Raw genomic sequence first — 23,822 nt, forward strand, 5'->3', positions numbered from 1 at the left:
ATCAAGAGGTCAATAGCTTCCCTTAAAAAAAAATGATTAACCAATAATCATTCCTGCAATTGTTGCAGAAATCAAGGAGGCAATTGTTCCTCCAATTAGGGCTTTTATACCAAATTCAGATAAGGTTTTTCGTTGGCCAGGCGCCAAGGAGCCAATCCCTCCAATTTGAATTCCAATAGAGGCAAAGTTGGCAAAGCCACAAAGCATGTAAGTAGCCATGATTACGGACTTTTCATATTTCAGGTGAAGGACATTTCCAATATCTTTTAATTCGGCCAATTGAATGTAGCCAACAAATTCACTAGCCACTAATTTGACACCTAAAAGCTGTCCCATCAAGGCAACATCTTCTTGGGCAACACCTATAAGCCACATAATGGGAGCCAAAATATAGCCAAGGATAAATTCAAGAGAGAGGCTGTTATAAATGGTATGATTAGCTACGAGAGTATTTAAAGTCGTGATGTCTCCAAACCATTGCAAAATACCGTTAAGCATAGCTATGAAGGCCAAAAACACCAATAGCATAGCGCCAACATTCACAGCCAATTTTAATCCCTCTGAAGTTCCGTTGGCAATGGCATCCAAAATATTGGAGCCAATATCGTCATGGGTTACTTTTATTTCGGCATCAAAAGCTTCGGTTTGGGGGTATAAAATTTTGGAAATCACGATAGCTCCAGGAGCTGCCATCACAGATGCTGCCAATAAATGTTTGGCATAAAACAATTCCATAACAGGGTCTCCTCCTCCTAAAAAGCGAATATAGGCAGCTAAAACTCCTCCAGCAACGGTGGCCATACCACCTATCATCACCAGTAGTATTTCGGAGCGGTTCATTTTCTCTAAATAGGCTTTAATCATTAAAGGAGATTCGGTTTGTCCTAAGAATATATTTCCGGCCACGCTTAAACTTTCGGCGCCGGAAACCTTCAAAAGTTTAGATAGCAACCAAGCTAATCCTTTTACTACTTTTTGAATAATTCCTAAATAAAACAACACCGAGGTCAATGCTGAAAAGAATATAATGGTCGGCAAAATGGAGACTGCAAAAGTTATTAGGGAATCTTCAATTTTATCGGTGATAAAGGATTTGAACAGGAATTCTGTCCCGGCCATGGTGAAATCTAAAATTGAGACAAAAATACCGCCAACCCATTCAAACATATTTTGGATAAAAGGTACTTTTAATACACCAAAAGCTAGGAGTAACTGAGCAGCCAGTCCAATGCCCACGGTTTTCCAATTAATGGCTTTTTTATTGCTGCTAAATAGAAAGGCAATACATAGTAAAGAAACCATGCCTAGAGCGCCTCTCCAAAAGCTGCCAAATGAAAATCCATTACTTTTAATAAGTGTGTTTGCTGCAACTAGAGTCGGGGTTTGAGTGGTGTTAGGTATTTGTTTTAGACGATAGAGTACATCTTTTTCGGAGAATACAAAAGTGGAGTCTGTAAGTTCTTTTATATTAAAATGCCGAATGGTGTCTTTGGGTTGGTTATAGTAAAAAACTAAAACATTGTTTTGGTGTACATAATTACCCGAATGAAGTACTGCATTTTGAGATGAGTTTTCATACAAAAACGAACCGTTTTCCAATTGGAGAACATCTGTTTCAATAATTGATGAAGGTGATTTTTCGCTTGGATTTTCAATGGTCTGAAAGTGCCATTTTTTTTCAATGCTTTGTGACAGGAGTGTGTTTATTGCAAAAAAAATAGCTGTAAAAGCCAAGAAAGAATATTTCATCTGTTTTGAGTTTATTAGATCATATGCGTGCTACAAAAAAGCAATTTATGCACCACAACGGTCAAGAAAATACTCCTGTTAACAGCGAAACTAACGTTTGGAAATCTCGTCTCTTATTTTCGCGGCCTTTTCATAATCTTCATTATTAACAGCTTCTTCTAGGAGTGCATTTAATTCTTGCAAAGATTTATCCTTGAAACTTTCCTGAATGCCAGCTTCTACTTCTTCAGCAACCAAATCGTCAACAAGAATGCTGTCTCCTTCATCTTCATTCTTGGGGTTTACTTTCAAATAAATCCCGGCTTTGTCCAAAATGTTTTTATAGGTAAAAATAGGGGCTTGGAACCTTAAGGCTAGGGCAATGGCATCACTTGTTCGGGCATCGATAATCTCTTCAATTTTATCGCGTTCGCAAATCAAGCTCGAATAGAATACGCCGTCCACTAATTTATGAATGATGACCTGTTTAACTACAATGTCAAAACGATCAGCAAAGTTTTTAAATAAATCATGGGTTAGTGGTCGTGGGGGGCGGATTTCTTTTTCTAAGGCAATGGCGATGGATTGAGCTTCGAAAGCCCCTATAACGATAGGTAGTTTTCGGTCGCCATCAACCTCGTTCAAAATTAGTGCGTAGGCACCATTTTGTGTTTGACTATATGAAATTCCTTTTATGTTAAGACGTACTAAACTCATAATAAAAAACACAAAGAACTGTTTAAATTAGGACTTTAGCAACAACTAATGACAGATTTTGTAAGTCAACTAAATTTAAACAGTCCTTTAAAGATACAAGTTATAAAAAATATTATTGTTGTGCCTTAAATGTCTTCAATTTTTCAATGAGTTTTGGAACCACTTCAAAGGCATCTCCAACAATTCCGTAATCGGCTGCCTTGAAGAAAGGGGCCTCCGGATCGGTGTTGATAACGACTTTTACTTTTGAAGCGTTGATACCTGCCAAATGCTGAATTGCTCCTGAAATTCCAATGGCAATGTAAAGGTTGGCGGCTACAGGTTTTCCTGTCTGTCCAACGTGTTCACTGTGCGGACGCCATCCTAAATCGCTCACTGGTTTTGAACAGGCAGTAGCAGCTCCCAAAACATCGGCAAGTTCTTCTACCATACCCCAGTTTTCAGGGCCTTTAAGTCCACGACCTCCAGATACTACAATTTCGGCATCGGCAATGGTAACCTTACCAGTTACTTTGTCTACGGACTCCACATTCACTCCAAATTCAGGAATAGAAGGTGAGAAGTCTTCTGCTGCAGCGGCGGCACTATTTTCAACAAGACCAAAGGCGTTTTTAGAAAGCGCAACCAATTTAACATCGGTATTGATGGTAGTTATGTTGAACGCTTTGTTGGTGAAGGCTGTACGTTTAACAGTGAAAGGAGCAGTGCTTGATGGTACTTCAACTACGTTTGAAGCATACCCTGCATTAAGGTTTACAGCCAAAAGCGGTGCTAAATATTTACTGTCTGCACTTGAGCTTACAATCACTACTTGGCTATCTTCTTTTTGAGCAGCTTGAGCCATGATACTGGCGTAAGCATTGGCATTGAATTTATCTAATTTGGAATCGTTCACTTTTAAAACCTTGTCAACACCATAGGTTCCTAGGATAGATGTGTCATCGGCATTGATGGCAACGGCAGTAACGGTAGTGCCCATTTGGTTGGCAACAGCTTTGGCGTAAGACGCTACTTCCAGTGCTACCTTTTTGAATGTTCCTTGTTCTGATTCTGTATATACTAAAACTGACATAAGCTTAATTTGATATATAAAACTAAAATTGAATGAACCTCAATTTGGTTTTACATTTGGGTTATTAAATGACTTTGGCTTCGTTGTGAAGTAGGTTAACTAATTCGTCTACATTGTCTGCATCTATTAAGGTAACAGCTCCTTTTGGTGCAGGTTTTTCAAACTTCACAGCGGCTGTTTCTGCAGTGGCTTCAACAGGATCAAGGACAGTTAAAGGCTTTTTACGAGCCATCATAATTCCTCTCATATTCGGGATGCGAAGATCACTTTCTTCTACCAATCCTTTTTGTCCGCCAATAACCAGAGGGAAAGAAGTGCTAACGGTTTCTTTTCCGCCATCAATTTCTCTTGTAGCAGTAACAGTTGTCCCGTCTACTTCAAGACCAATACAAGTGTTTACAAAGTTGGCATTGGTTAATCCGGCTAACATACCAGGTACCATACCTCCATTATAATCGATGGACTCACGCCCTGCAATTACTAGATCATAGCCACCATCTTGCACTACTTTGGCCAATTGTTTGGCTACAACAAAGCCGTCGGTAGCTTCTGTGTTGACACGAATAGCAGAGTCTGCACCTATGGCAAGGGCTTTTCTTAGGGTAGGTTCAGTTTCAGGACCACCAACATTTACTACATCTACACTAGCACCTTGCTTTTCTTTGAACCACATGGCGCGGGTCAAACCAAATTCATCGTTTGGGTTGATAACAAATTGCACCCCGTTGGTGTCAAATTTGGTGTCGCCTTCAGTAAAGTTGATTTTTGAAGTCGTATCAGGTACATGGCTAATACATACTAATATTTTCATATTGATATTATTATTTTAATAAGTACTTTTTTTTTGAGGTTACGAAGTTAAATAAATTCATTTACATATTTACTATGCACGCATAATATATTTTTGCTTATTTGAGAGAAATATGACGTTTTCGGTAAAAAATGTTAAAATATAAATGCGCTTTTGTGGTAATTACCTAAAAAATGAAGGCTATTTGGTTTGGAAATAAAATACAGATTGTTGCACACCCTTCCAAAAAATGTAAATCGTGGGAAAAGTAGATTATTTTTTTATGAATTATTCCTATTTTTGCTATCCAATTTAAACTTGAAATATAAATGAGAGGAGCCTTATTGTAGAGGGGATTTTTCCGCAGGGCAATAGGTGAATTTTTTCTGACCATTTAAACAGAAGATACAAATGAAAACAATTCAATTCAGAGAAGCTGTTTGCGAGGCCATGAGTGAAGAAATGCGTAGAGATGAAAGCATTTACTTAATGGGCGAAGAAGTCGCAGAATACAATGGTGCTTACAAGGCATCAAAAGGAATGTTGGATGAATTTGGCCCGAAGCGTGTGATAGACACCCCTATCGCTGAGCTTGGATTTGCCGGAATCGCAGTAGGTTCAACAATGACGGGAAATAGACCAATTGTTGAGTTTATGACATTTAACTTCTCTTTGGTTGGAATTGATCAAATTATAAACAACGCGGCTAAAATCAGACAGATGTCTGGAGGGCAATTCAAGTGTCCTATCGTATTCCGTGGGCCTACAGCTTCTGCAGGTCAGTTGGCGGCAACCCACTCTCAGGCGTTTGAAAGCTGGTATGCTAATACGCCGGGACTTAAAGTAGTAGTGCCTTCAAACCCTTACGATGCTAAAGGGCTTTTAAAATCAGCTATCCGCGATGACGATCCAGTTATTTTTATGGAGAGTGAGCAAATGTATGGTGATAAAGGAGAAGTGCCAGAAGGAGAGTACACAATTCCATTGGGCGTAGCGGACATCAAGCGTGAAGGGACTGACGTAACAATTGTATCTTTTGGTAAAATCATTAAGGAAGCTTACATTGCAGCTGATGAATTGGCTAAAGAAGGAATTTCATGTGAAATTATCGATTTACGTACTGTTCGTCCATTGGATAAAGCAGCTATTTTAGCGTCTGTTAAGAAAACCAACAGGTTGGTGGTATTGGAAGAAGCTTGGCCATTTGGTAACGTTTCAACTGAAATTACGTATATCGTACAATCTGAAGCATTCGATTATTTAGATGCACCGGTTGTAAAAATTAACACAGCAGATACGCCGGCACCATACTCTCCAGTATTATTGGAAGAATGGTTGCCTAACAGTACCGATGTTGTTAAAGCTGTAAAAAAGGTAATGTATAAATAAATCGCAGTTTTTTGCGTTATATAAACTTCATTGGCATTTATGCTGATGAAGTTTTTTTGCTTATGAACATAAAACTATTTTCACTATTCTTTTTCTTCGGACTTTTATTTGGATTTTCACAAACCAAAGTAAGTGGATATGTAATAGATGAAAACAACCAACCCGTGGCTTTTGCCAATGTAATTTTTAAAGGTTCTACCGAAGGTACTATTTCCAACGAGGATGGACGTTTTTATCTCGAATCTGATAGTAATTGGGACATTCTAACCATATCCTTTCTGGGGTATGAAACTTTGGAATTAAATTTACCCAAGCGTGTCAATTATAATCTTAGCCTTGTTCTTAAGGAAGAGGCGGCCTCTTTGGATGAAGTGGTAATTGTTACAGGGAAACAATCTAAAAAGGAAGCAGAAAATCCGGCCATTGGAATTTTAAAGAAAATTTGGGCGCACAAGCGCAAAAACGGACTCCGTATGTTCAAACAGTACGAGTACGATAAATACGAAAAGGTAGAATTTGACATCAATACCATAGACAGTGCCTTTATGGAAAGAAACTTGTTCAAAGGCATGGAGTTTGTTTTTGAGCAAGTGGATACTTCAAAAGTGACAGGGAAAACATATTTGCCCATATTTATCAATGAAGCAGCTAGTAGGGTATATGGAGACAATAATCTTAAAAAGGAGAAGGAAGAGTTAAAAGGGAACAAAAATTCTGGCTTTAGCGATAACCAAGCTCTTATTGATTTTGTAGATGATTTATATGCCGATTATGATGTTTATGATAACTATTTGAAGTTTTTTGATAAAAGCTTTGTGAGCCCTTTGTCTAAGACCGGAATCAACACCTATAACTATGTGCTGTCAGATAGTGCTTATATTGATAATAAGTGGTGTTATAATGTAATATACTACCCAAGACGTAAAAATGAGTTGACGTTTAAGGGCGATTTTTGGGTGGCCGATACAACATTTGCCATCAAGGAAATTAACATGCAGGCTTCCAAAAGTGCCAATATTAACTGGGTTAAGGAAATTTATATTGAACAAGAATTTGAAGTACTCAATGATTCGGTGTTCTTGATAAAGAGGGATTATTTCATGTCAGACTTCGCCTTTCAAAAAAAGGAAAAGGCAAAAGGTGTTTATGGAAAGCGAACAACGCTATACAACAATTATAAATTTGATGAGCCTAAAGATCCTAAGTTTTATGTGGAGGAAGTTTTTGATTTTAACCAAGAGATCTACAATCGTGATGATGAGTTTTGGGAGCAAAACCGACTAGAAACTTTAAATAAGGATGAGAAGGGTGTTTATAAAATGTTAGACACTTTAAAAACAGTTAAAAAGTTTAAGAGGGTCTACAACACGGTAAGCATGTTTGCGTCCGGTTACAAGGAATTTCCTGAGTTGAATTTTGATTACGGACCTATCTTTTCAACTTTTGGCTATAACGATGTAGAAGGTTTTAGGCTTCGGGCAGGTGGACGAACCTATTTTGGTTATAACGATTTGTGGCGTGTTGAAGGGTTTACTGCCTATGGATTCAAGGACAACAAATTTAAATATGGTATTTCCGGTAAATGGTTGTTGGATAAAAAAAATCGAATAATTATTTCTGGAGGAAACCGTCGGGATGTAGAACAAATAGGCGCAAGTCTTACTAACTCCACTGATGTTTTGGGGAGAAGCTTTGCGTCTTCGGCTGTTTTTACAACGAGCGTCAACGATAAGCTTACCAACATAAATTTAACCACATTGGCAGGAGAAATTGAGCCAGTCAAAAATTTGGTGTTGCGTATTATAGGTGATTATAGAACCTTGCGTTCAGCTTCAAAAACCTTTAGTCTTGATTATTACGATGATGAGTCTCCAACAGGGGTTTCGTCAGAAGTTCGTCAATATCAAACCACCCTTTCTTTGTCGTATTTCCCTGGTCGGAAAATGACCGGTTATGGTGTGGAGCGTTCTAATTCCAATGACGATTACGCTAGCTTTTTTGCTCAGATAAGTAGGGGGGATGAAGTGGTTTTTAATAGTGATTTTGAATATACTAGGTTGCAGTTTTCATACATTCAACCTTGGCAATTGGGAGGCTTTGGTCGTTTGACTTCGGTGCTCGAAGCCGGGAAAACTTTTGGCGCTGTACCTTTGGGATTATTGAGTGTGATTCCTGGAAATCAATCTTATTTTTCTATATATAATACCTTTACTTTATTGGATTACTACGAGTTTGTGACCGACACTTACACGTCGCTACATCTTGAACATAACTTTAATGGTAGGTTCTTTTCTAGAATACCATTTATTAAAAAATTCAATTTAAGGGCTATTTTAGGTTTTAGAGCTGCTTGGGGAAGCATATCCCAAGAAAATATTGATTTGAATGCTTCAGGATTGGAATATATAGCTCCAACAGATGAGCCTTATTATGAGTATAGTTTTGGTGTTGGAAACATTTTTAAAGTATTCCGTTTGGATTTCAATTTTAGAGGGAATTACCTATCGGTTCCCGCTGCAAGGGATTTTGGGATAACAGGAGGTTTCAACTTCCAGTTTTAGAGCTTGTCCCGAGACAAATATTTTACTTGTTTAAGGGATCTTAATTTGCGTTATGCTTAAGTTATTTACAGTTTCTTAAAGAAAAGTCATAAAGTTTTTAGTTGCCTAAGCCTAAAGACTTCCGTATCTTTGCGGCCTTGAATTTTGAAAAACTAATCATTGTATCTCTTTTAAGAGATAGAAAAATAAATATTGAATGAGTACGAAAGAAGATTTAACCTTTGATGTGTTAATTGAGATCCCTAACGGGAGTCGTAACAAATATGAATATGATTTCGATCTTAAGAAAATTCGTTTCGATCGAATGTTGTTTTCATCAATGATGTATCCTGGTGATTATGGATTTATTCCTGAAACTTTGGCCTTGGATGGTGATCCATTGGATGTTTTGGTAATGGGGCATCAGCCAACTTTTCCAATGTGTGTTATGGAAGTAAGACCAATTGGCGTATTCCACATGACAGATGAAAAAGGTCCTGATGAAAAATTAATTTGTGTACCGGTTTCAGATCCTATTTGGAATAAATTGACAGATCTTAGTGAATTAAACCCTCATAGATTAGAAGAAATCGAACACTTTTTCCAAGTGTACAAAGATTTGGAAGCAAAGAAAGTTGATGTAGGTGGTTGGGGAAATGCCAAAGAAGCCTATGAAATTTTTAGCAAATGTGTGCAACGTTACCAAGAAAGTGAGCACTTCAAAAAAGGAAGCTTTACCATATAAGTTTCCCTAAAAAATAAATTATTTTCAAAAACCCCTTAATAAAATTAAGGGGTTTTTTATATTCTTTGTTTTTCCTACATTTAACGTAAAATTTTGTAACTAAAAACATTAGAATATGGAATCAAATATGATTTTTGTGCCAATTGCAATGGCAATACTTGGCTTGCTTTTTATGTTCGTCAAAATGGCGTGGGTAAAAAAGCAGGCACCTGGTAACGAAAGGATGCAAGAGATATCAACATCTATCAAGGAAGGAGCTCTTGCTTTTTTGAATGCCGAATATAGATTGCTGGCTATTTTTGTTGCGATTGCGTCTGTGGCTCTTTTCGCCATTTCATATTTCGTTCCAACGACCCATTGGATTATTATTGTGGCTTTCATTTTGGGAGCCATTTTTTCTGCTTTAGCCGGTAATATTGGTATGCGTATTGCTACCGAGGCCAATGCAAGAACAGCAGAAGCAGCAAAAACCAGTTTGCCTCAAGCTTTAAAGGTTGCCTTTGGAGGAGGTACTGTGATGGGGTTGGGAGTTGCTAGTTTAGCCGTATTAGGGTTAAGCCTTCTGTTCTTTGTATTTATAAAAATGTTTATTGTTGCAAATGCATCCTTCTATGCTGAAATGACCATGGCTTTGGAAGCTCTGGCAGGATTTTCTTTGGGTGCAGAGTCTATAGCCCTTTTTGCCCGTGTGGGAGGAGGTATCTATACCAAAGCAGCCGATGTTGGTGCTGATTTGGTAGGAAAGGTGGAAGCGGGGATTCCCGAGGATGATCCTCGTAACCCAGCGACGATAGCAGATAATGTTGGGGATAATGTTGGAGATGTGGCTGGTATGGGAGCCGATTTGTTTGGTAGTTATGTGGCAACTGTTTTAGCGGCTATGGTTTTGGGAAATTATGTTATTAAAGATATGTCTATGGATGCTCCATATACGGATGCCTTCAATAATATGGGGCCTATTTTGTTGCCAATTGTCATAGCAGGAGTGGGGATTTTGGCATCTATTTTAGGAACGTTTTTGGTGAAAATTTCAAATAATGAGGCTAAGGAGTCTCAGGTTCAAAGAGCACTGGATTTTGGTAACTGGGCGGCCATTCTTTTAACTTTGGTGTCTAGTTATGTTTTGATAAAATATATGCTGCCAGATACTTTAACTATGAGTTTTTTTGGTGAGGGGTATAAAATGGTGCCTTCCATGCATGTATTCTGGGCTACTTTGATCGGGTTGTGTGTAGGGGCTTTGATTGCTACTGTTACAGAGCACTATACAGCTTTGGGTAAAAGTCCTGTTAGGGGGATTGTGCAAAATAGTTCTACGGGATCCGCTACCAATATTATTGCCGGGCTAGCGGTAGGTATGAAATCTACATTTTTTTCGGTGTTGTTGTTTGCTGTGGCAATTTTTGGCTCTTATGAATTGGCAGGCTTTTATGGTGTGGCAATAGCAGCTTCAGCTATGATGGCGACTACGGCCATGCAATTGGCAATTGATGCTTTTGGGCCTATAGCAGACAATGCGGGAGGTGTTGCGGAGATGAGTGAATTGGATCCAGAAGTGAGAGAGCGCACCGATATTTTAGATTCCGTGGGTAATACAACTGCGGCGATTGGGAAGGGGTTTGCTATTGCTTCGGCGGCATTAACGGCCTTGGCACTGTTTGCGGCTTATGTGACTTTTACCGGTATTGAAGGAATTAACATTTTTAAGGCAGATGTGTTGGCAATGTTGTTTGTTGGAGGGATGATTCCTGTAATTTTTTCGGCATTGGCAATGGAATCTGTAGGGAAAGCAGCTATGGAAATGGTTAAGGAAGTAAGACGACAATTTAAGGAGATACCTGGCATAATGGAAGGAACAGGAAAACCTGAATATGCTAAATGTGTGGATATTTCAACTCAAGCCGCATTGCGCCAGATGATATTGCCGGGATTGATAACCATTATTACCCCGATTATTGTTGGTTTTGTTTTTGGAGCTGAGCCTTTGGGAGGCTATATGGCAGGTGTTTGTGTGAGCGGTGTAATGTGGGCTATTTTTCAGAATAATGCTGGAGGCGCTTGGGATAATGCTAAAAAGTCCTTTGAAGCAGGAGTGGAGATAGATGGTGAAATGAGCTATAAAGGGAGTGATGCCCATAAAGCGGCAGTAACTGGAGATACCGTAGGAGATCCGTTTAAGGATACATCTGGACCATCTATGAATATTTTGATTAAGCTAACCTGTTTGGTTGGTTTGGTAATTGCTCCTATTTTGGGAGGGCATTCTGAAGAAACTGCATTGGCTGATTCATCTATGGTAAGCCATGAGGTTAAGAAAGAAATTAAGGTTGAAATGCAATCGGTAGAGGCTGAGGATGCCAAGGCTTTCGTGACAACCTCTTATACTGAGGATGGTAAAACGGTTACAGAGGAAGTTGTGCTGGAAGGTAGTTTGGAGGAGGTGAAACAGGCCATTGATAATATTAAAAATAAAGAGTAGGACTTAAAGTCTCTTTTTAAGTGTTAATTTAAAAACCATGCCCCAACGGCATGGTTTTTTGTTTGAACTATTTTACTGGTCAAATGCTATTATGGACGGTATTTGATTTATTATCTTTAATATATGAATTACGATCAGCTAACTACTTTGGCAATTGCCTTTGGACTTGGTTTGCTCGTTGGGGTGCAGCGGCAAAGAAGTGATAACAAAATGGCGGGGGTAAGAACCTTTACGCTAATATCTGTATTGGGAGTAATGGCTGGCTTTTTAACGCAAGTATACAACAATGCTTTTGTATTACCCGCTTTAGGATTGTCTCTTGCAGCAATGTTGGTGGCCGCCAATATGATTAAATATAAATCAAAAGAACCTCAGGACGTTGGCCAGACAACAGAAGTGGCCGCTTTATTAATGTTTGCCATTGGAGCCTATCTGGTTTTAGGAGATCAATTGGTAGGGATCATTGTGGGAACCTTGATGGCTATTTTATTGTATGTAAAGGAGCGTTTACATCATTTTATTAATCGTTTAAGTGAAAAAGATCTTTCGGCAATCATGACATTGGCGGGAATTAGTTTGGTAATTCTGCCAATGCTCCCCGATAAAACGTTTGGCCCCTTTGATGTTCTAAATCCCAGGAACATTTGGTTGATGATAACATTGATTGTGGGTATAAGTGTAGTAGGGTATTTTATTTACAAGTTTGCTGGAAAAAGAATAGGTGTTATTGCAAGTGGAATTTTAGGAGGTTTAATTAGTAGTACAGCTACTACGGTTAGTTACGCAAGGAAAACCAAAAGTGCCAAAGATGTCAATAAAATGGCAGCTTTTGTAATTGCAACGGCCTCCATGGTTTCCTTAGTACGAATCTTAATAGAAATTGTAGTAGTGATTCCTAAAAAGTTCAACTATATACTACTGCCCATACTCTCAGAGGTGGTTTTGTTGGCTTTGCTGTGCATTATCTTGTTCTATCTAGTGAATAAAGATGACACAGAAGATGAAATGCCGGAACCAGAAAACCCCGCCCAGTTTAAAAGTGCCCTATTGTTTGGGATGTTGTATGCGCTTATTTTGTTGGCAGTGGCATTTACCGAAGAGAAGTTTGGAAATGAGGCCTTATATTTGGTGTCAATTGTGAGTGGTCTAACCGATGTTGATGCTATTACCCTGTCGCTTTCTCAGTTAATGAAAATAGACAATATTTCCGTGCATTTGGGGTGGAAGCTTATTTTGTTGGCAGCACTTTCCAATTTGGTGTTTAAAGGTGTTATGGCAATGATTTTAGGTACAAAAACACTTGCTAAATGGGTTGGAATTGTATTTGGAATTGCGCTAGTTTTTGGTTTGCTTATCATTTGGTTGTGGCCCAATTCATGGCATTTGTAAAAGAATTATAGTTTAGATGTTCAAAAAAGACCCGCTTCAAATTGTTGTTTTTCAAAGTTATGGTACTAGTTCTCATTTGTATGTTAGAGGGCGGGCCTTGGAGGATGAATCCATAGACTTAAATCAGCATAAGTTTTTTCATTTGTTGGTGAATTCATATAAGCGATTTGAAAGTGATGAAATTAAATATGCCAATTTAAAAATTGTTTTACCCGATTCAAGAATTGTTGATACCCAAACCGATGATCATGGTTATTTTTTGGTGGACACCTCTCTTAAGGATTTACATTTTTTGACAAATGAAGAAGGTTGGCTAAATTTTGAAGTATCCTATAGTGATGAGCATGCAAAACGGAAAATTCAAAATGAGAATAGGTTTAAAGGTGAGATGTTGGTGCCCTCCCCTAAAGTGGATTACGGTATCATTACCGATATTGATGACACAATTTTGCATACAGGAGTCGTGTCTTTGTTGAAATGGCGAGTTATTTACAATACAATTTTTAAAAATGCCAAACACCGGTTGCCTTTAGAGGGAGCACCAGAGTTTTATCATTTGCTGCATCGGGGAAAGTCTGGCGAAAATTCGAATCCCATTTTTTATGTGAGTCACAGTCCGTGGAATATGTATAGGTATCTCGAATTGTTCTTGAGGCAGCACCAATTTCCAAAAGGACCTATCCTGTTACGCAGTTTTAAAACAATTCTTCAGAAAAAAAGAGGAGACAAGCCCCAAAAGCAAAAGGAGATTTTAAACATTTTGAAGACCTATCCTGAGATGCGTTTTATCTTGATTGGAGATAGTGGTGAATATGATGCCGATATTTATATTGAGATAGCACAAATGTATCCAGAAAGAATTTTAGGGGTATACTTGCGTAGTGTTAAACACACCAGAAAGATGCTTCGAATTAAGGGACTGTTCGAGAACTATAAAACGACCCCTGTGCTTTTGGTGGATAATAGTAAACAGGCTATAGCCCATGCACAGGCCAATGGGTTTATAAAGTAAGTGGTTTAAAAAAGACCATTAATTTCGGCGTCGATTCTATTTATGACTTCTCCAAGATCTTCTGGTTTTGACACAAAATCCAATTGGTCTACGTCAATAATCAAAAGGTTGCCTTTGTCATAGCCGTGAATCCATGCTTCATAGCGCTCATTCAACCTGCTTAAATAGTCGATACTAATGGAGCTTTCGTAATCTCTCCCTCTATTGTGTATTTGAGATACCAAATTTGGGATGGAACTACGAAGGTAGATAAGAAGGTCTGGACCTTGTACCAAGGATTCCATAAGATCAAAAAGAGAGCGGTAATTTTCATAATCTCTATTTGTCATTAATCCCATGGCATGAAGGTTGGGAGCAAAAATATGCGCATCTTCATAGATGGTTCTATCCTGAATAATATCCTTGCCGCTTTCTCTAATTTGAAGTACTTGTCGGAACCGGCTATTCAAGAAGTATACCTGAAGGTTAAAACTCCAACGTTCCATTTGGTTGTAAAAATCGTCTAAATAAGGGTTGTCTACAACATCCTCAAGTTGAGGCTCCCAATGAAAGTGTTTGGCGAGTAATTTTGTAAGCGTTGTTTTTCCTGCGCCAATGTTTCCTGCTACAGCAAAGTGCATATGTTATTCGATTTTTAGATGGAACTGAGTGAGGGTTTCTTTATCGTAAATATACAAGGTTTGGTTGGTTACTAAAAACTGTTTTATTAACAATTGGGGTAAGGCAATGCTTTTGAACTGTTCTTGTTCAGGTTGCGAAAAATAGAGTTCGTTGCCTTTGTTTAGGATAAGGGTTTCATTTACAATGCCCATCGCTGTAAAGCCTTCGTTTTTAACTTTGGCAAGTAGACTGCCTGTGTAGGTGTAGGTGTACAAATAATTTTCAGTTAGTAGCCAGCAATAGTTGTAGTTGCTTTTTAAATCCAATACTTTGGATTGAATTGGCATGGTAGTAGCTCTCGTTGTGTTGGATTTATAATCGTAAAGTTCCAGTTGGAGAAGATCCTGGTTAAAGATCCAAATGGTATTGTCATAACCGGTACTTATATGCGATACATATTTGTAGGGCTGTTTCGTGTTGAAATCGATTTTAAAGATTTCGGCTAAACGGTTATCCAAGATAATAGCCGTATTGAAGTCTTTGTAGAATAAATTAATTTTTAAAGGATTGAAAGTGTTGGCTGAAGTAATGTTTCCTAATTGCACATTAGCATAATTAAGTGTCTTGTTTTTAGTTTTTTTATAGAATGTATTGTTAGTGATGTAGTAAAGAGATTCAAAATTATCAATTGCGACAATTGAGTCCACTTTTAAAGGCTTGGAATCAATAAGGCTAGCTGTAATCGATGTTTGACTAGTGCCTATAAAGCAACATAAAAGCACTAAAAATTGGGTGTATTTCATAACAGATGAAATTACAAAATGCATTTGAAAGATTACAGGGTTGTATAAAAAAAGTGCTTTCGTTAGGAAGCACTTTTTTATTCTTCGTTTACTTGAAACTCCAGTCCTACGCCTCGTACTCTTCGGACTTTGATATTTTCATCATCCTTAAAAAACTTTCGGACGCGGCTAATGAATACGTCCATACTACGCCCTGAAAAAAAGTCTTTTTTGTTCCATACTTTGGTCAGAATATCTTCTCTGGGAATAAGCTGGTTGCGGTAGTTGGAAAAAAAGTATATTAATTGAGCTTCTCTCTCTGTTAGTGGTTGCACAGAGTCATTCAAATGGAGTTCAAGGTTATTGAAATCGAAAGTGTATTTACCTATTTGGATTAAATCGGTTTTTTCTGTGTCAACCGTTAATTTTTGTTGTTGAAGGGTACGTCGAATAATGTTGTTGACTCTCAAAATGAGCTCTTCCAGTTCAAAAGGTTTTACGATGTAATCATCAGCTCCCAAACGCAATCCCTTAAACCGGTCATTTTTAGTCTTCCTTGCTGTAAGAAACAAAAAAGGAATATCTGGATTGCTGCCCACCATTTTTTTTGCAAGAGAAAAGCCGTCTAATTTGGGCATCATAACATCCAAGATGCATATGTCAAAGGCTTCTTTTCTAAACAAATCAAAGGCTTCCTCTCCATTTTGGGCCCAACTTACCTTGAACTTGTTAAATTCTAAATATTGCTTTAAGGAAGTGCCAAGGTCTATATCATCTTCTGCCAATAAAATATGTCTTTCCATAGAGCCTTTGTCTTACAGGTTGGATTTTTTAATAAATTTCCTGCAAAAATAGGCAACTTATTAAATTTATTCAAATGAGGGAAATCATGAAAACCTCAAGGAGGACTTAATGTTTCGTTAAAAAAGCTTAATAAATTAACTTATACCCGAATCCGCGTACATTTAAGATTTGTATATCTGGATCCTCCTTTAATTTTTTTCGTAGTTTGGATATGAATACATCCATACTTCTAGCACTGAAAAAATCATCATTTCCCCAAAGTTTGTTCAAAATTACGGAACGATCCAAAACCTTGTTTTTGTTTTGTATCAAGTGGAATAATAAGTGCGCTTCCCTGTGGGTTAATTGTATGGGGTCCTCGTTTAAGTATTGCAAAGTCTGTTTGGGGAAGTCAAAGCTAAACTTGCCCAACTGAAACGTTTTTGAGGCTTTTTGAAGTTGAGAGCGATTCAGCAAATTATGAATGCGTACAATCAGTTCCTCCATACTGAATGGCTTTTTAAGATAGTCGTTACCACCTATGGAAAAACCTTCTACCACATCTTGGGTTTGTGATTTAGCAGTTAAAAAAATAATAGGTATGCTATCGTCTATGGCTCTAATGTCTTTAGCTAAGGTAAAGCCGTCCTTTTTGGGCATCATCACATCCAAAACTAAAATGTCAGGATGCTCTCTATTGTAAGTGCTTAAGGCAACTTCCCCATCAGGGCAGAGGAGTACATTAAAATCGCGGGTTTCAAGGCTCTCTTTTATGATTTGGCCTAAAGCAGCCTCATCTTCGGCGAGGAGTATGGTGGTTCTAGGAGTCATTGGGCATATGGATTTTAAAAGTAGTCCAGTCTTTGGTCAGGTCCAACTGAATGGAGCCGCCATGCTTTTCAATAATCTTTTTGGTATAGTATAGGCCAATACCAAAGCCTTTTACATCGTGGGTATTTCCTTTGGGAATACGGTAGAATTTCTCGAAAATCTGGTCTTTATGTGCAGTGGTGATGGTATGTCCGTTGTCTGAAATTTCTATATTGAAACCATTTCGATCTTGGTTTAGTGATACCTTTATTTGGGAACCACCATATTTAATGGCATTGTCCAATAGGTTGTTGAGCACATTTTCAAAATGAAACACATCTATATTCGCTAACACATCTTTATGGTTAGGTTGGAATTCTAAAGTTTTGTTTTCAAGCTGAAGTTGATGTTTGTTGATACCCGTTTGTAGTAGTTCTGTAATGTTGGCAGTTTCTTTATTAAGCGGTAAGTTGTCGCTATCCAAAGTGGCTGTTTCCAATAGCTTTTCTACCATAGTGTTGAGTTTGGAAAGTTGCTGGTTGGAAATGTTTAGATAGGTCTCTGTTTTTTTTGGGTCGTTTTGTATGTTGAAATTTTTAATGCCTTCAATAGCTGCGCTAATGGTTGCTATGGGGGTTTTGAATTCATGGGTGATATTACTGATCAAGTCATTTTTAACTTCAGACAACTGTTTTTGGTGTTTAATGATTTTTAGTAAATAAAACAGACAACTTATAACAGCTAAAACTAGGACCGTTGATATGAGGATTCCTGAAAGACTTCGCTGTAGTATTTCGGCTGTTTCATTGGCAAAATATACCGTGAGGTGGTTTCCTCTAGGTAGGTATGAGGATTCCGATGTGGTGCTTAAAACAGGAAGTTTTTTTAGTTTGTGGTTTTTGGGTGTAAACGAGAGTTGGTTAACTGTTATAGTGTCATTGTCATCAATATTTTCGGTGAGTTTGTAATCAATATCAATGCGCTTTCTAAGTAGCTCCTTTTGAAAAAGCGTGTCTATTTTGGGTAGTGAAATACTATCGTTGGACAGGGAAATAACGACTTTGGAGGTTAGTATTTCGAAGGTTTTCCGCTTTGTGGAATCCACGTCGCTATTTAAGGACTCTTTGGCAAAATGATCTTCCATTTTTGGTTTGTGAAGATTCATGGAGCTAAGCATTGAATCGGCAGCCTTTCCCTTAAAAATAGAAATACCGTCAATAGATTTCAATTCAAGAGAATCTAAGCCTTTGTATCGTTTTGTGGAAAAATCAATTTGCTTAATGATACTGTCAAAAGCACCACCATCTTTCATAAATTCATCTTGGTCGTTTTCATTGAAAGCAAAACCAATTGTGGTGTTTTCTGCCAATTCGGTGTAATAGGCGTCTACGGCATTATCCAAACTTATTTGTACCTCATTAATCAATTGTTGCTTGTTGGAAAGGTAGTTTTTGTAATTCCAGTACACTTGTATTCCTATGGTACTAAGTATTACCAAAACAATGATATATAAAATCCAATTGTAGCGTTTATCGTTCATAACTCAAATGTAAATGTTATGCCATTGGAAAACTAATCGGTTAACACACGTTAACACTAGTTAACTGTTAATGCGAAAATTATCGACCATATTTGTAGTATCAATTAATCAAAAAACGAACTGTTATGAAAACATTGCTTATCGTATTAGTCACAAGTTTAATGTCTGTTTTGTGCATGGCACAGTCCCAAAACGGGGCAGATGTTGATGGAAGTAATAATGTTACATTTGAAAGTATTTCCATCAGCGTTAGTGCCGAAAATATGCAGGATTTGAAGGAGTTGAATTTGGAAGATATTCAGGATATTTTTGGAAATGCCGAAGCAGACAGAGAAGTGTCATTCGAAATTGTGTGCTATGGTAAACCTATGAAAAATGGAAAGAAGGCATCGTTGGCTATGAAAGCAGATGGCAATTCCAATGATTTAGAGGCTTTTTACAATCAAATTAAAATGATTAAAAAAATGGCTCTTGGCTATTACAATTAGAAATTCAAAAAAATACACTTATGAAATCAGTTATGAAAGTTTTTGCAGTCTTGTTGGTGTTCTCGACTCTTGCCAATGCGCAAGATTTTACTGGAATTGCTACCTATAAAACCAAGCGTAAAATTGATATTCAGATGGATAGCACCCAAATGAATTCTGAGATGCATCAAAAAATGATGGACATGCTAAAAAAGCAGTTTGAAAAGACCTTTATTTTAACTTTTAATAAAGAAGAGTCCATTTACAAAGAGGAAGAAAAATTGGGAGCGCCGCAAATGGGAGGTATGCAAATGGTTGTGGTAAATACCGGAGGCTCTGATGTGTTGTATAAGAATACAAAAGAAGAACGCTTTACCAATCAAAATGATGTGTTTGGTAAAATTTTCCTAATAAAAGATCAGTTGGAAAAGGAAGATTGGCAATTTGAAGCAGATACTAAAAATATAGGAGAATACACTTGTTATAAGGCTACGATAACAAGAGAGCAGGCCAAGCTTGTTGGGGGAATTAGTGTGAATGGTGATAAAGATTTAAGCCAGGAAAAGGAACCTGAAATGGAAACCGTAACCGTGACGGCTTGGTACACGCCTCAAATTCCGGTTAATAATGGGCCAGCAAAATATTTTGGTTTGCCCGGGTTGATCCTTGAGGTCAATGATGGCTCCGAAACGATTATTTGTAGTAAGCTTGTTTTAAATCCTGCAGATAAGGTTGAGATTTCAGAACCTAAAAAAGGCAAGGAAGTAAATCAGGAAGAGTTTGATAAAATCATGGAGAAGAAACTCAAGGAAATGGAAGAACGCTACAGCAGTGAAAGAGGTGACGGTCATAATATTGAAATTAAAATAGGCGGGTAGTATTTAAGAAAATTTTAACATTTGTAGGATTAACTATTAAAGAATTCATAAGTCTAATATGGTGTTTAAAGGATAACTTTATCATTTATCATCAACGACCATATCATTTTATGAAATCAATTTCTATCCAATTAAGCCTCTTGTTTGTGATTATCATGGCAAGTGTGGCCAATGCACAAGAATTTCAGGGAAAAGCCATTTACCAATCCAAAACTACCCTTGACATGTCCAATTTTGGTGGTGGGAGACAATTTACCGAAGAACAAAAAAAGATGTTTTCCGAACGCATGAAACAAATGTTGGAAAAGACCTTCGTCTTAGTGTTCAACAAAACCGAATCCATGTACAAGGAAGAAGAGAAGCTGGATGCACCGGGTGGTGGTAGCCCTTGGCGGGGGATGATGGGAAATTTTACCGCGGGACCACAGTATAAAAATGTGAAGAACGGTCAATTGCTTCAGGAACAGGAGTTTTTTGGAAAACAGTTTTTAATCAAAGACGAACTGCCCAAGTTGAAGTGGAAAATGGAAAATGAAACCAAACAGATAGGTCAGTATACTTGTTTTAAGGCTACCGCTGTTAAAAAGGTTGATGAAATGGACTTTAACAGTATGCGCCGTCGACGTCGCGATTCCGAAGAGCAAAAAGAAGTAGCTAAGGATAGCCTTGCAAAGAATATCATGGATGAGGTAGAGGTTCCTAAAGAGATTGTTGTTACTGCATGGTATACACCACAAATTCCAGTTAACCAAGGGCCTGGAGAATTCTGGGGCTTACCAGGCTTGATTTTGGAAGTCAATGCCGATCGTACAACAATTCTATGTTCTAAGATTGTATTGAACCCTGATGAAAAGGAGACAATCAAAACACCTACTAAAGGAAAAGAGGTGTCTAGGGATGAATACAATGAAATCATGAAAAGTAAAATTGAGGAAATGCGTGAAATGTACGGGGGAAGACGTCATGGAGGAGGCCGACGTTACTAAGCGTAATTTTCATATTATAAAACAATCCAAACCATTACAATGAAAAAACTTTTGTTTGTTATGTTGCTTTTGGCGACAAGCTATTCTTTTGCCCAAATTAAAGTGGAAGGCGTCGTAAAGGATAGTATAGGAACTCCTCTGGAACTGGCTAATGTCATTGCCATTAATCAGGAAAGTAATATTTTGGAGTCCTTTGGTACTACTAACGACAAGGGGCGTTTTAAGCTAAATTTAAAGGCAAATTCCAAGTATAAAATTCAGGTGAGTTATATTGGAATGAAAACTCACGAAGAAATTATTTCAACCCAGGAAGTAGATATTACCAAGAATTTTTCATTGCAAATGGACAATACTTTGGATGAGGTGGAACTGATTTATGAAATGCCCGTAACCGTAAAAGGGGATACGTTGATTTACAATGCCGATTCGTTTAAAAATGGAACAGAACGGAAGTTGGGGGATGTGCTTAAAAAGTTGCCCGGGGTTGAAGTTACCGATGAGGGAGAAATAGAAGTGGAGGGCAAAAAAGTGTCCAAGGTAATGGTTGACGGGAAAGACTTTTTTGATGGTGATTCAAAATTGGCTACTAAAAATATTCCTTCCAATGCGGTGGATAAGGTCCAGGTTTTAAAAAACTATTCCGAAGTGGGACAGCTGAGAGGAGTTACAGACAACCAAGATAATATTGCTATTAACATCAAATTGAAGGAAGGCAAGGAAAACTTTTGGTTTGGAGACATAACTGGAGGTTCGGGGGTTGCCAATGATGAAGGGTTGTATTTGGTGCAGCCCAAACTGTTTTATTACAGCCCTAAATACAGCATTAATGTTATTGGAGATTTAAATAATATTGGAGAAGTAGCTTTTACCAGACGGGACTATTTTAATTTTAGTGGAGGGTTTAGAATGCCCAGTAGGCAAAGTGGTACCAACATAAATTTGGGAAATAACAACTTGGGCTTTTTGGCCATGCAGAATAACAGGGCCAAGGCCATCAGTACCAAGTTTGGGGCGGCCAACTTTAGTTATTCGCCCAAAAAATCATTGGACATAAGTGGTTTTGCTATTTTTTCAAACACTAAAACAGAACTACAGGAAAATAATTTTGTACAATACACAAACCCGGAACTAGGAATTCCTGACGAAGTGACGCAAAGCAATACTATGCAGCGCAGTGATTTGGGGATGTTGAAATTAAGTGCCAGGTATAAGCCTAATGTAAACAATCAGTTGGATTATGATATTTTGGGACGAATGTCCAAAGAGTCGCAAGACCAATTGTTTAATTCTTCTGTAATAGGAAATACCAATCAATTTGAAGAAACCAGTCCATATAGTATTAATCAAAATCTGAATTATTACTACACCTTAAACGATAAAAATATTTTTGCGTTGGAGGTTCAGCATTTGCTTCAAGATGAAGATCCATTTTACAACGCTATTTTGGAGGATAAAGAGAATTATGAGAATACGGCCAATGCCCTTGGGATGAATGCCGATCAGTTGGTATATGACATTGCACAGGACAAGCGTATCAAGTCCAATCAAATGGATGCCAAGTTGGATTATTGGAATGTGTTGAGCCAGAGAAGTGATATCAATTTTACCTTCGGCACGATACTTAGCAATCAAAAGTTCGATTCGGAAATCTTCCAGTTTTTGGATGACGGTTCAGTTTTTGACCCAACGCCAACCTTTAATGACGGATTGGATACCAATAACACCGACTATAATTTTAGTGATATTTATTTGGGGGTGCATTACCGATTCAAACGAGGAAAGTTTACCATTTCACCTGGATTTTCTACTCATGCTTATAGTACAAAAAATGTACAGTATGGAGACACCTATAAAGATAATTTCTTCCGTGTGTTACCAGATTTTAACATGCGCATTCAATTGAAGAAAAGTGAGAATATTAATTTGAATTATAGAATGCAAACCCAGTTTACCGATGTGACCAATTTAGCAAAGGGGCTGGTGTTAAATAACTATAATTCCATTTTTGCAGGCAATGAGGCTTTGGATAATGCAGTGTCCCATAATGTAAACCTGACCTATTTTAGTTTCAACATGTTCAATTACACCAACGTGTTTGCCAATGTAAGTTACAGCAAGCGTATTGATCAAATTAGGAGTTTGTCTAATTTTGAAAGTGTGATCCGTACCAGTTCTCCATTTAACTCGTCTTTTGCGGATGAAACGGCTTCGGCCAATGGACGTTTTCAAAGGCGTTTTGGGAAATTGCAGGCTTCCGTTAATGGAGGGTTGACCTATTTCAAATTTGCACAATTCATTCAGTCGCAAACCTCGGTGAATGAAAACTATACTCAAAATTACAGGGCTGAGTTACGTACCAATTTTAGGGAGGTGCCAAATGTGGAGCTTAGCTATGCCTATACCATTCAAGATAGTGATCAAGGCGATACCAGAGCCAAGTTTTATACCAGTACGCCATCTGTTGAGTTTGATGCCTACATTTGGAAGTGTATTACTTTTAGAACCGATTTTTCTTATACCAATTTCAGTAATGAAGATGGTACCATAAATGATTATAAGTTCTGGAATGCGTCTTTGTCCTATCGAAAAAATCAGGACGCTAAATTGGAGTATGAGCTAAAAGCTACCAACTTATTGGATACCAGATCGCAAAATGAAAGCAGTACCAGTGATACCAGTATCAGGGCCAGTGAGTATTATATTCAACCACGGTATGTTACGTTTAGATTGATTTATACCTTGTAGAAGGTCTATTCTTTCAGCCGAAAAAATAATTACGTTCTTTTATCTTTTTTATTTGCGCAAATGAAAAACTGGTGTATCTTTGCGCTCGGTTTTGGGGAGATACTCAAGCGGCCAACGAGGGCAGACTGTAAATCTGCTGACTATGTCTTCGCAGGTTCGAATCCTGCTCTCCCCACGAATAAATTCAAAAAGCAAGCTAAATGAAAGCTTGCTTTTTTTATTTAGCTTGCTTTTTGAATTTTCAAAGCGAGGCCGGCAGGATCAACACAGTTAATCCTGCTCTTCCCACTAAATCAACAAAAGCCTGCAATTTCTTGCAGGCTTTTTGCTTTTAAAAGCTCTATTAATTACTTTCTAATTTGAACGTCTT

19 protein-coding genes and 1 tRNA gene are annotated in these 23,822 nt (G+C 37.8%); 11 read left to right on the top strand and 9 right to left on the bottom strand.

Translation table 11 applies throughout. From position 1 onward, the window contains the following. Positions 1–36 precede the first annotated feature (36 nt). The 4 genes from RBH95_RS03865 to RBH95_RS03880 all read right to left on the bottom strand — a co-directional run bounded on the left by RBH95_RS03865 (position 37) and on the right by RBH95_RS03880 (position 4,328). Positions 37–1,749, bottom strand: coding sequence for a NupC/NupG family nucleoside CNT transporter (locus RBH95_RS03865; RefSeq protein WP_307901409.1), 1,713 nt, complete (start codon positions 1,747–1,749; stop codon positions 37–39). Between the two features lie 90 nt (positions 1,750–1,839). Then, entirely contained in the window at positions 1,840–2,445 is a 606-nt protein-coding gene (locus RBH95_RS03870; protein WP_307901410.1) for a bifunctional nuclease family protein, read from the bottom strand. Between the two features lie 112 nt (positions 2,446–2,557). After that, a complete protein-coding gene (locus RBH95_RS03875; protein WP_307901411.1) occupies positions 2,558–3,517 on the bottom strand; it encodes an electron transfer flavoprotein subunit alpha/FixB family protein in 960 nt (319 codons plus the stop codon). 64 nt (positions 3,518–3,581) lie between these two features. Continuing rightward, entirely contained in the window at positions 3,582–4,328 is a 747-nt protein-coding gene (locus RBH95_RS03880; RefSeq protein WP_307901412.1) for an electron transfer flavoprotein subunit beta/FixA family protein, read from the bottom strand. A gap of 384 nt (positions 4,329–4,712) precedes the next feature. On the opposite strand from RBH95_RS03880, the gene RBH95_RS03885 reads away from it, so the two are divergent. From RBH95_RS03885 to RBH95_RS03910, 6 genes are all read left to right on the top strand, one after another. Beyond that, complete coding sequence (locus tag RBH95_RS03885; protein WP_307902224.1) at positions 4,713–5,696, top strand: pyruvate dehydrogenase complex E1 component subunit beta; 984 nt, start codon at positions 4,713–4,715, stop codon at positions 5,694–5,696. Between the two features lie 62 nt (positions 5,697–5,758). Further along, on the top strand, positions 5,759–8,257 hold the full coding sequence (locus tag RBH95_RS03890) for a DUF5686 and carboxypeptidase-like regulatory domain-containing protein (RefSeq protein WP_307901413.1): 2,499 nt from the start codon (positions 5,759–5,761) through the stop codon (positions 8,255–8,257). Between the two features lie 196 nt (positions 8,258–8,453). After that, the gene (locus RBH95_RS03895) at positions 8,454–8,981 is read left to right on the top strand and encodes an inorganic diphosphatase (protein ID WP_307901414.1); all 528 of its coding nucleotides are present in this window, start codon (positions 8,454–8,456) and stop codon (positions 8,979–8,981) included. A gap of 115 nt (positions 8,982–9,096) precedes the next feature. After that, positions 9,097–11,460 carry a sodium-translocating pyrophosphatase gene (locus tag RBH95_RS03900; protein WP_307901415.1) on the top strand — a complete coding sequence of 788 codons (2,364 nt, stop codon included), beginning with the start codon at positions 9,097–9,099 and terminating at the stop codon, positions 11,458–11,460. 123 nt (positions 11,461–11,583) lie between these two features. Then, positions 11,584–12,849, top strand: a complete 1,266-nt coding sequence (locus tag RBH95_RS03905) for an MgtC/SapB family protein (RefSeq protein WP_307901416.1) — start codon at positions 11,584–11,586, stop codon at positions 12,847–12,849. A gap of 16 nt (positions 12,850–12,865) precedes the next feature. After that, positions 12,866–13,861 (top strand): App1 family protein, encoded by a 996-nt coding sequence (locus tag RBH95_RS03910; RefSeq protein WP_307901417.1) that lies wholly within the window; start codon positions 12,866–12,868, stop codon positions 13,859–13,861. 5 nt (positions 13,862–13,866) lie between these two features. On the opposite strand, the gene RBH95_RS03915 is transcribed toward RBH95_RS03910, so the two are convergent. The 5 genes from RBH95_RS03915 to RBH95_RS03935 form a co-directional block, all read right to left on the bottom strand. Further along, positions 13,867–14,481: a deoxynucleoside kinase gene (locus RBH95_RS03915; protein ID WP_307901418.1), complete on the bottom strand. Its 615-nt coding sequence runs from the start codon at positions 14,479–14,481 to the stop codon at positions 13,867–13,869. Positions 14,482–14,484: 3 nt separating this feature from the next. Next, positions 14,485–15,264, bottom strand: coding sequence for a hypothetical protein (locus RBH95_RS03920; protein WP_307901419.1), 780 nt, complete (start codon positions 15,262–15,264; stop codon positions 14,485–14,487). Between the two features lie 77 nt (positions 15,265–15,341). Further along, on the bottom strand, positions 15,342–16,046 hold the full coding sequence (locus RBH95_RS03925) for a response regulator transcription factor (protein WP_307901420.1): 705 nt from the start codon (positions 16,044–16,046) through the stop codon (positions 15,342–15,344). Between the two features lie 127 nt (positions 16,047–16,173). Then, entirely contained in the window at positions 16,174–16,857 is a 684-nt protein-coding gene (locus RBH95_RS03930) for a response regulator transcription factor (RefSeq protein ID WP_307901421.1), read from the bottom strand. Continuing rightward, complete coding sequence (locus RBH95_RS03935; protein WP_307901422.1) at positions 16,847–18,376, bottom strand: sensor histidine kinase KdpD; 1,530 nt, start codon at positions 18,374–18,376, stop codon at positions 16,847–16,849. Before RBH95_RS03935 ends, RBH95_RS03930 begins: the two co-directional genes overlap by 11 nt. A gap of 125 nt (positions 18,377–18,501) precedes the next feature. On the opposite strand from RBH95_RS03935, the gene RBH95_RS03940 reads away from it, so the two are divergent. The 5 genes from RBH95_RS03940 to RBH95_RS03960 all read left to right on the top strand — a co-directional run bounded on the left by RBH95_RS03940 (position 18,502) and on the right by RBH95_RS03960 (position 23,627). Beyond that, positions 18,502–18,864 carry a hypothetical protein gene (locus RBH95_RS03940; RefSeq protein WP_307901423.1) on the top strand — a complete coding sequence of 121 codons (363 nt, stop codon included), beginning with the start codon at positions 18,502–18,504 and terminating at the stop codon, positions 18,862–18,864. A 20-nt stretch (positions 18,865–18,884) separates the two neighbouring features. Then, complete coding sequence (locus RBH95_RS03945) at positions 18,885–19,721, top strand: GLPGLI family protein (RefSeq protein WP_307901424.1); 837 nt, start codon at positions 18,885–18,887, stop codon at positions 19,719–19,721. Between the two features lie 110 nt (positions 19,722–19,831). Continuing rightward, positions 19,832–20,707 (top strand): GLPGLI family protein, encoded by an 876-nt coding sequence (locus RBH95_RS03950; protein ID WP_307901425.1) that lies wholly within the window; start codon positions 19,832–19,834, stop codon positions 20,705–20,707. 39 nt (positions 20,708–20,746) lie between these two features. Then, positions 20,747–23,452, top strand: coding sequence for a TonB-dependent receptor (locus tag RBH95_RS03955; RefSeq protein ID WP_307901426.1), 2,706 nt, complete (start codon positions 20,747–20,749; stop codon positions 23,450–23,452). Positions 23,453–23,545: 93 nt separating this feature from the next. Continuing rightward, positions 23,546–23,627 (top strand) — tRNA-Tyr (locus RBH95_RS03960). Positions 23,628–23,822: the final 195 nt, after the last annotated feature.

Origin of the sequence: Mangrovimonas sp. YM274, assembly GCF_030908385.1 — a bacterium.
Classification (GTDB): Bacteria; Bacteroidota; Bacteroidia; order Flavobacteriales; family Flavobacteriaceae; genus Mangrovimonas_A.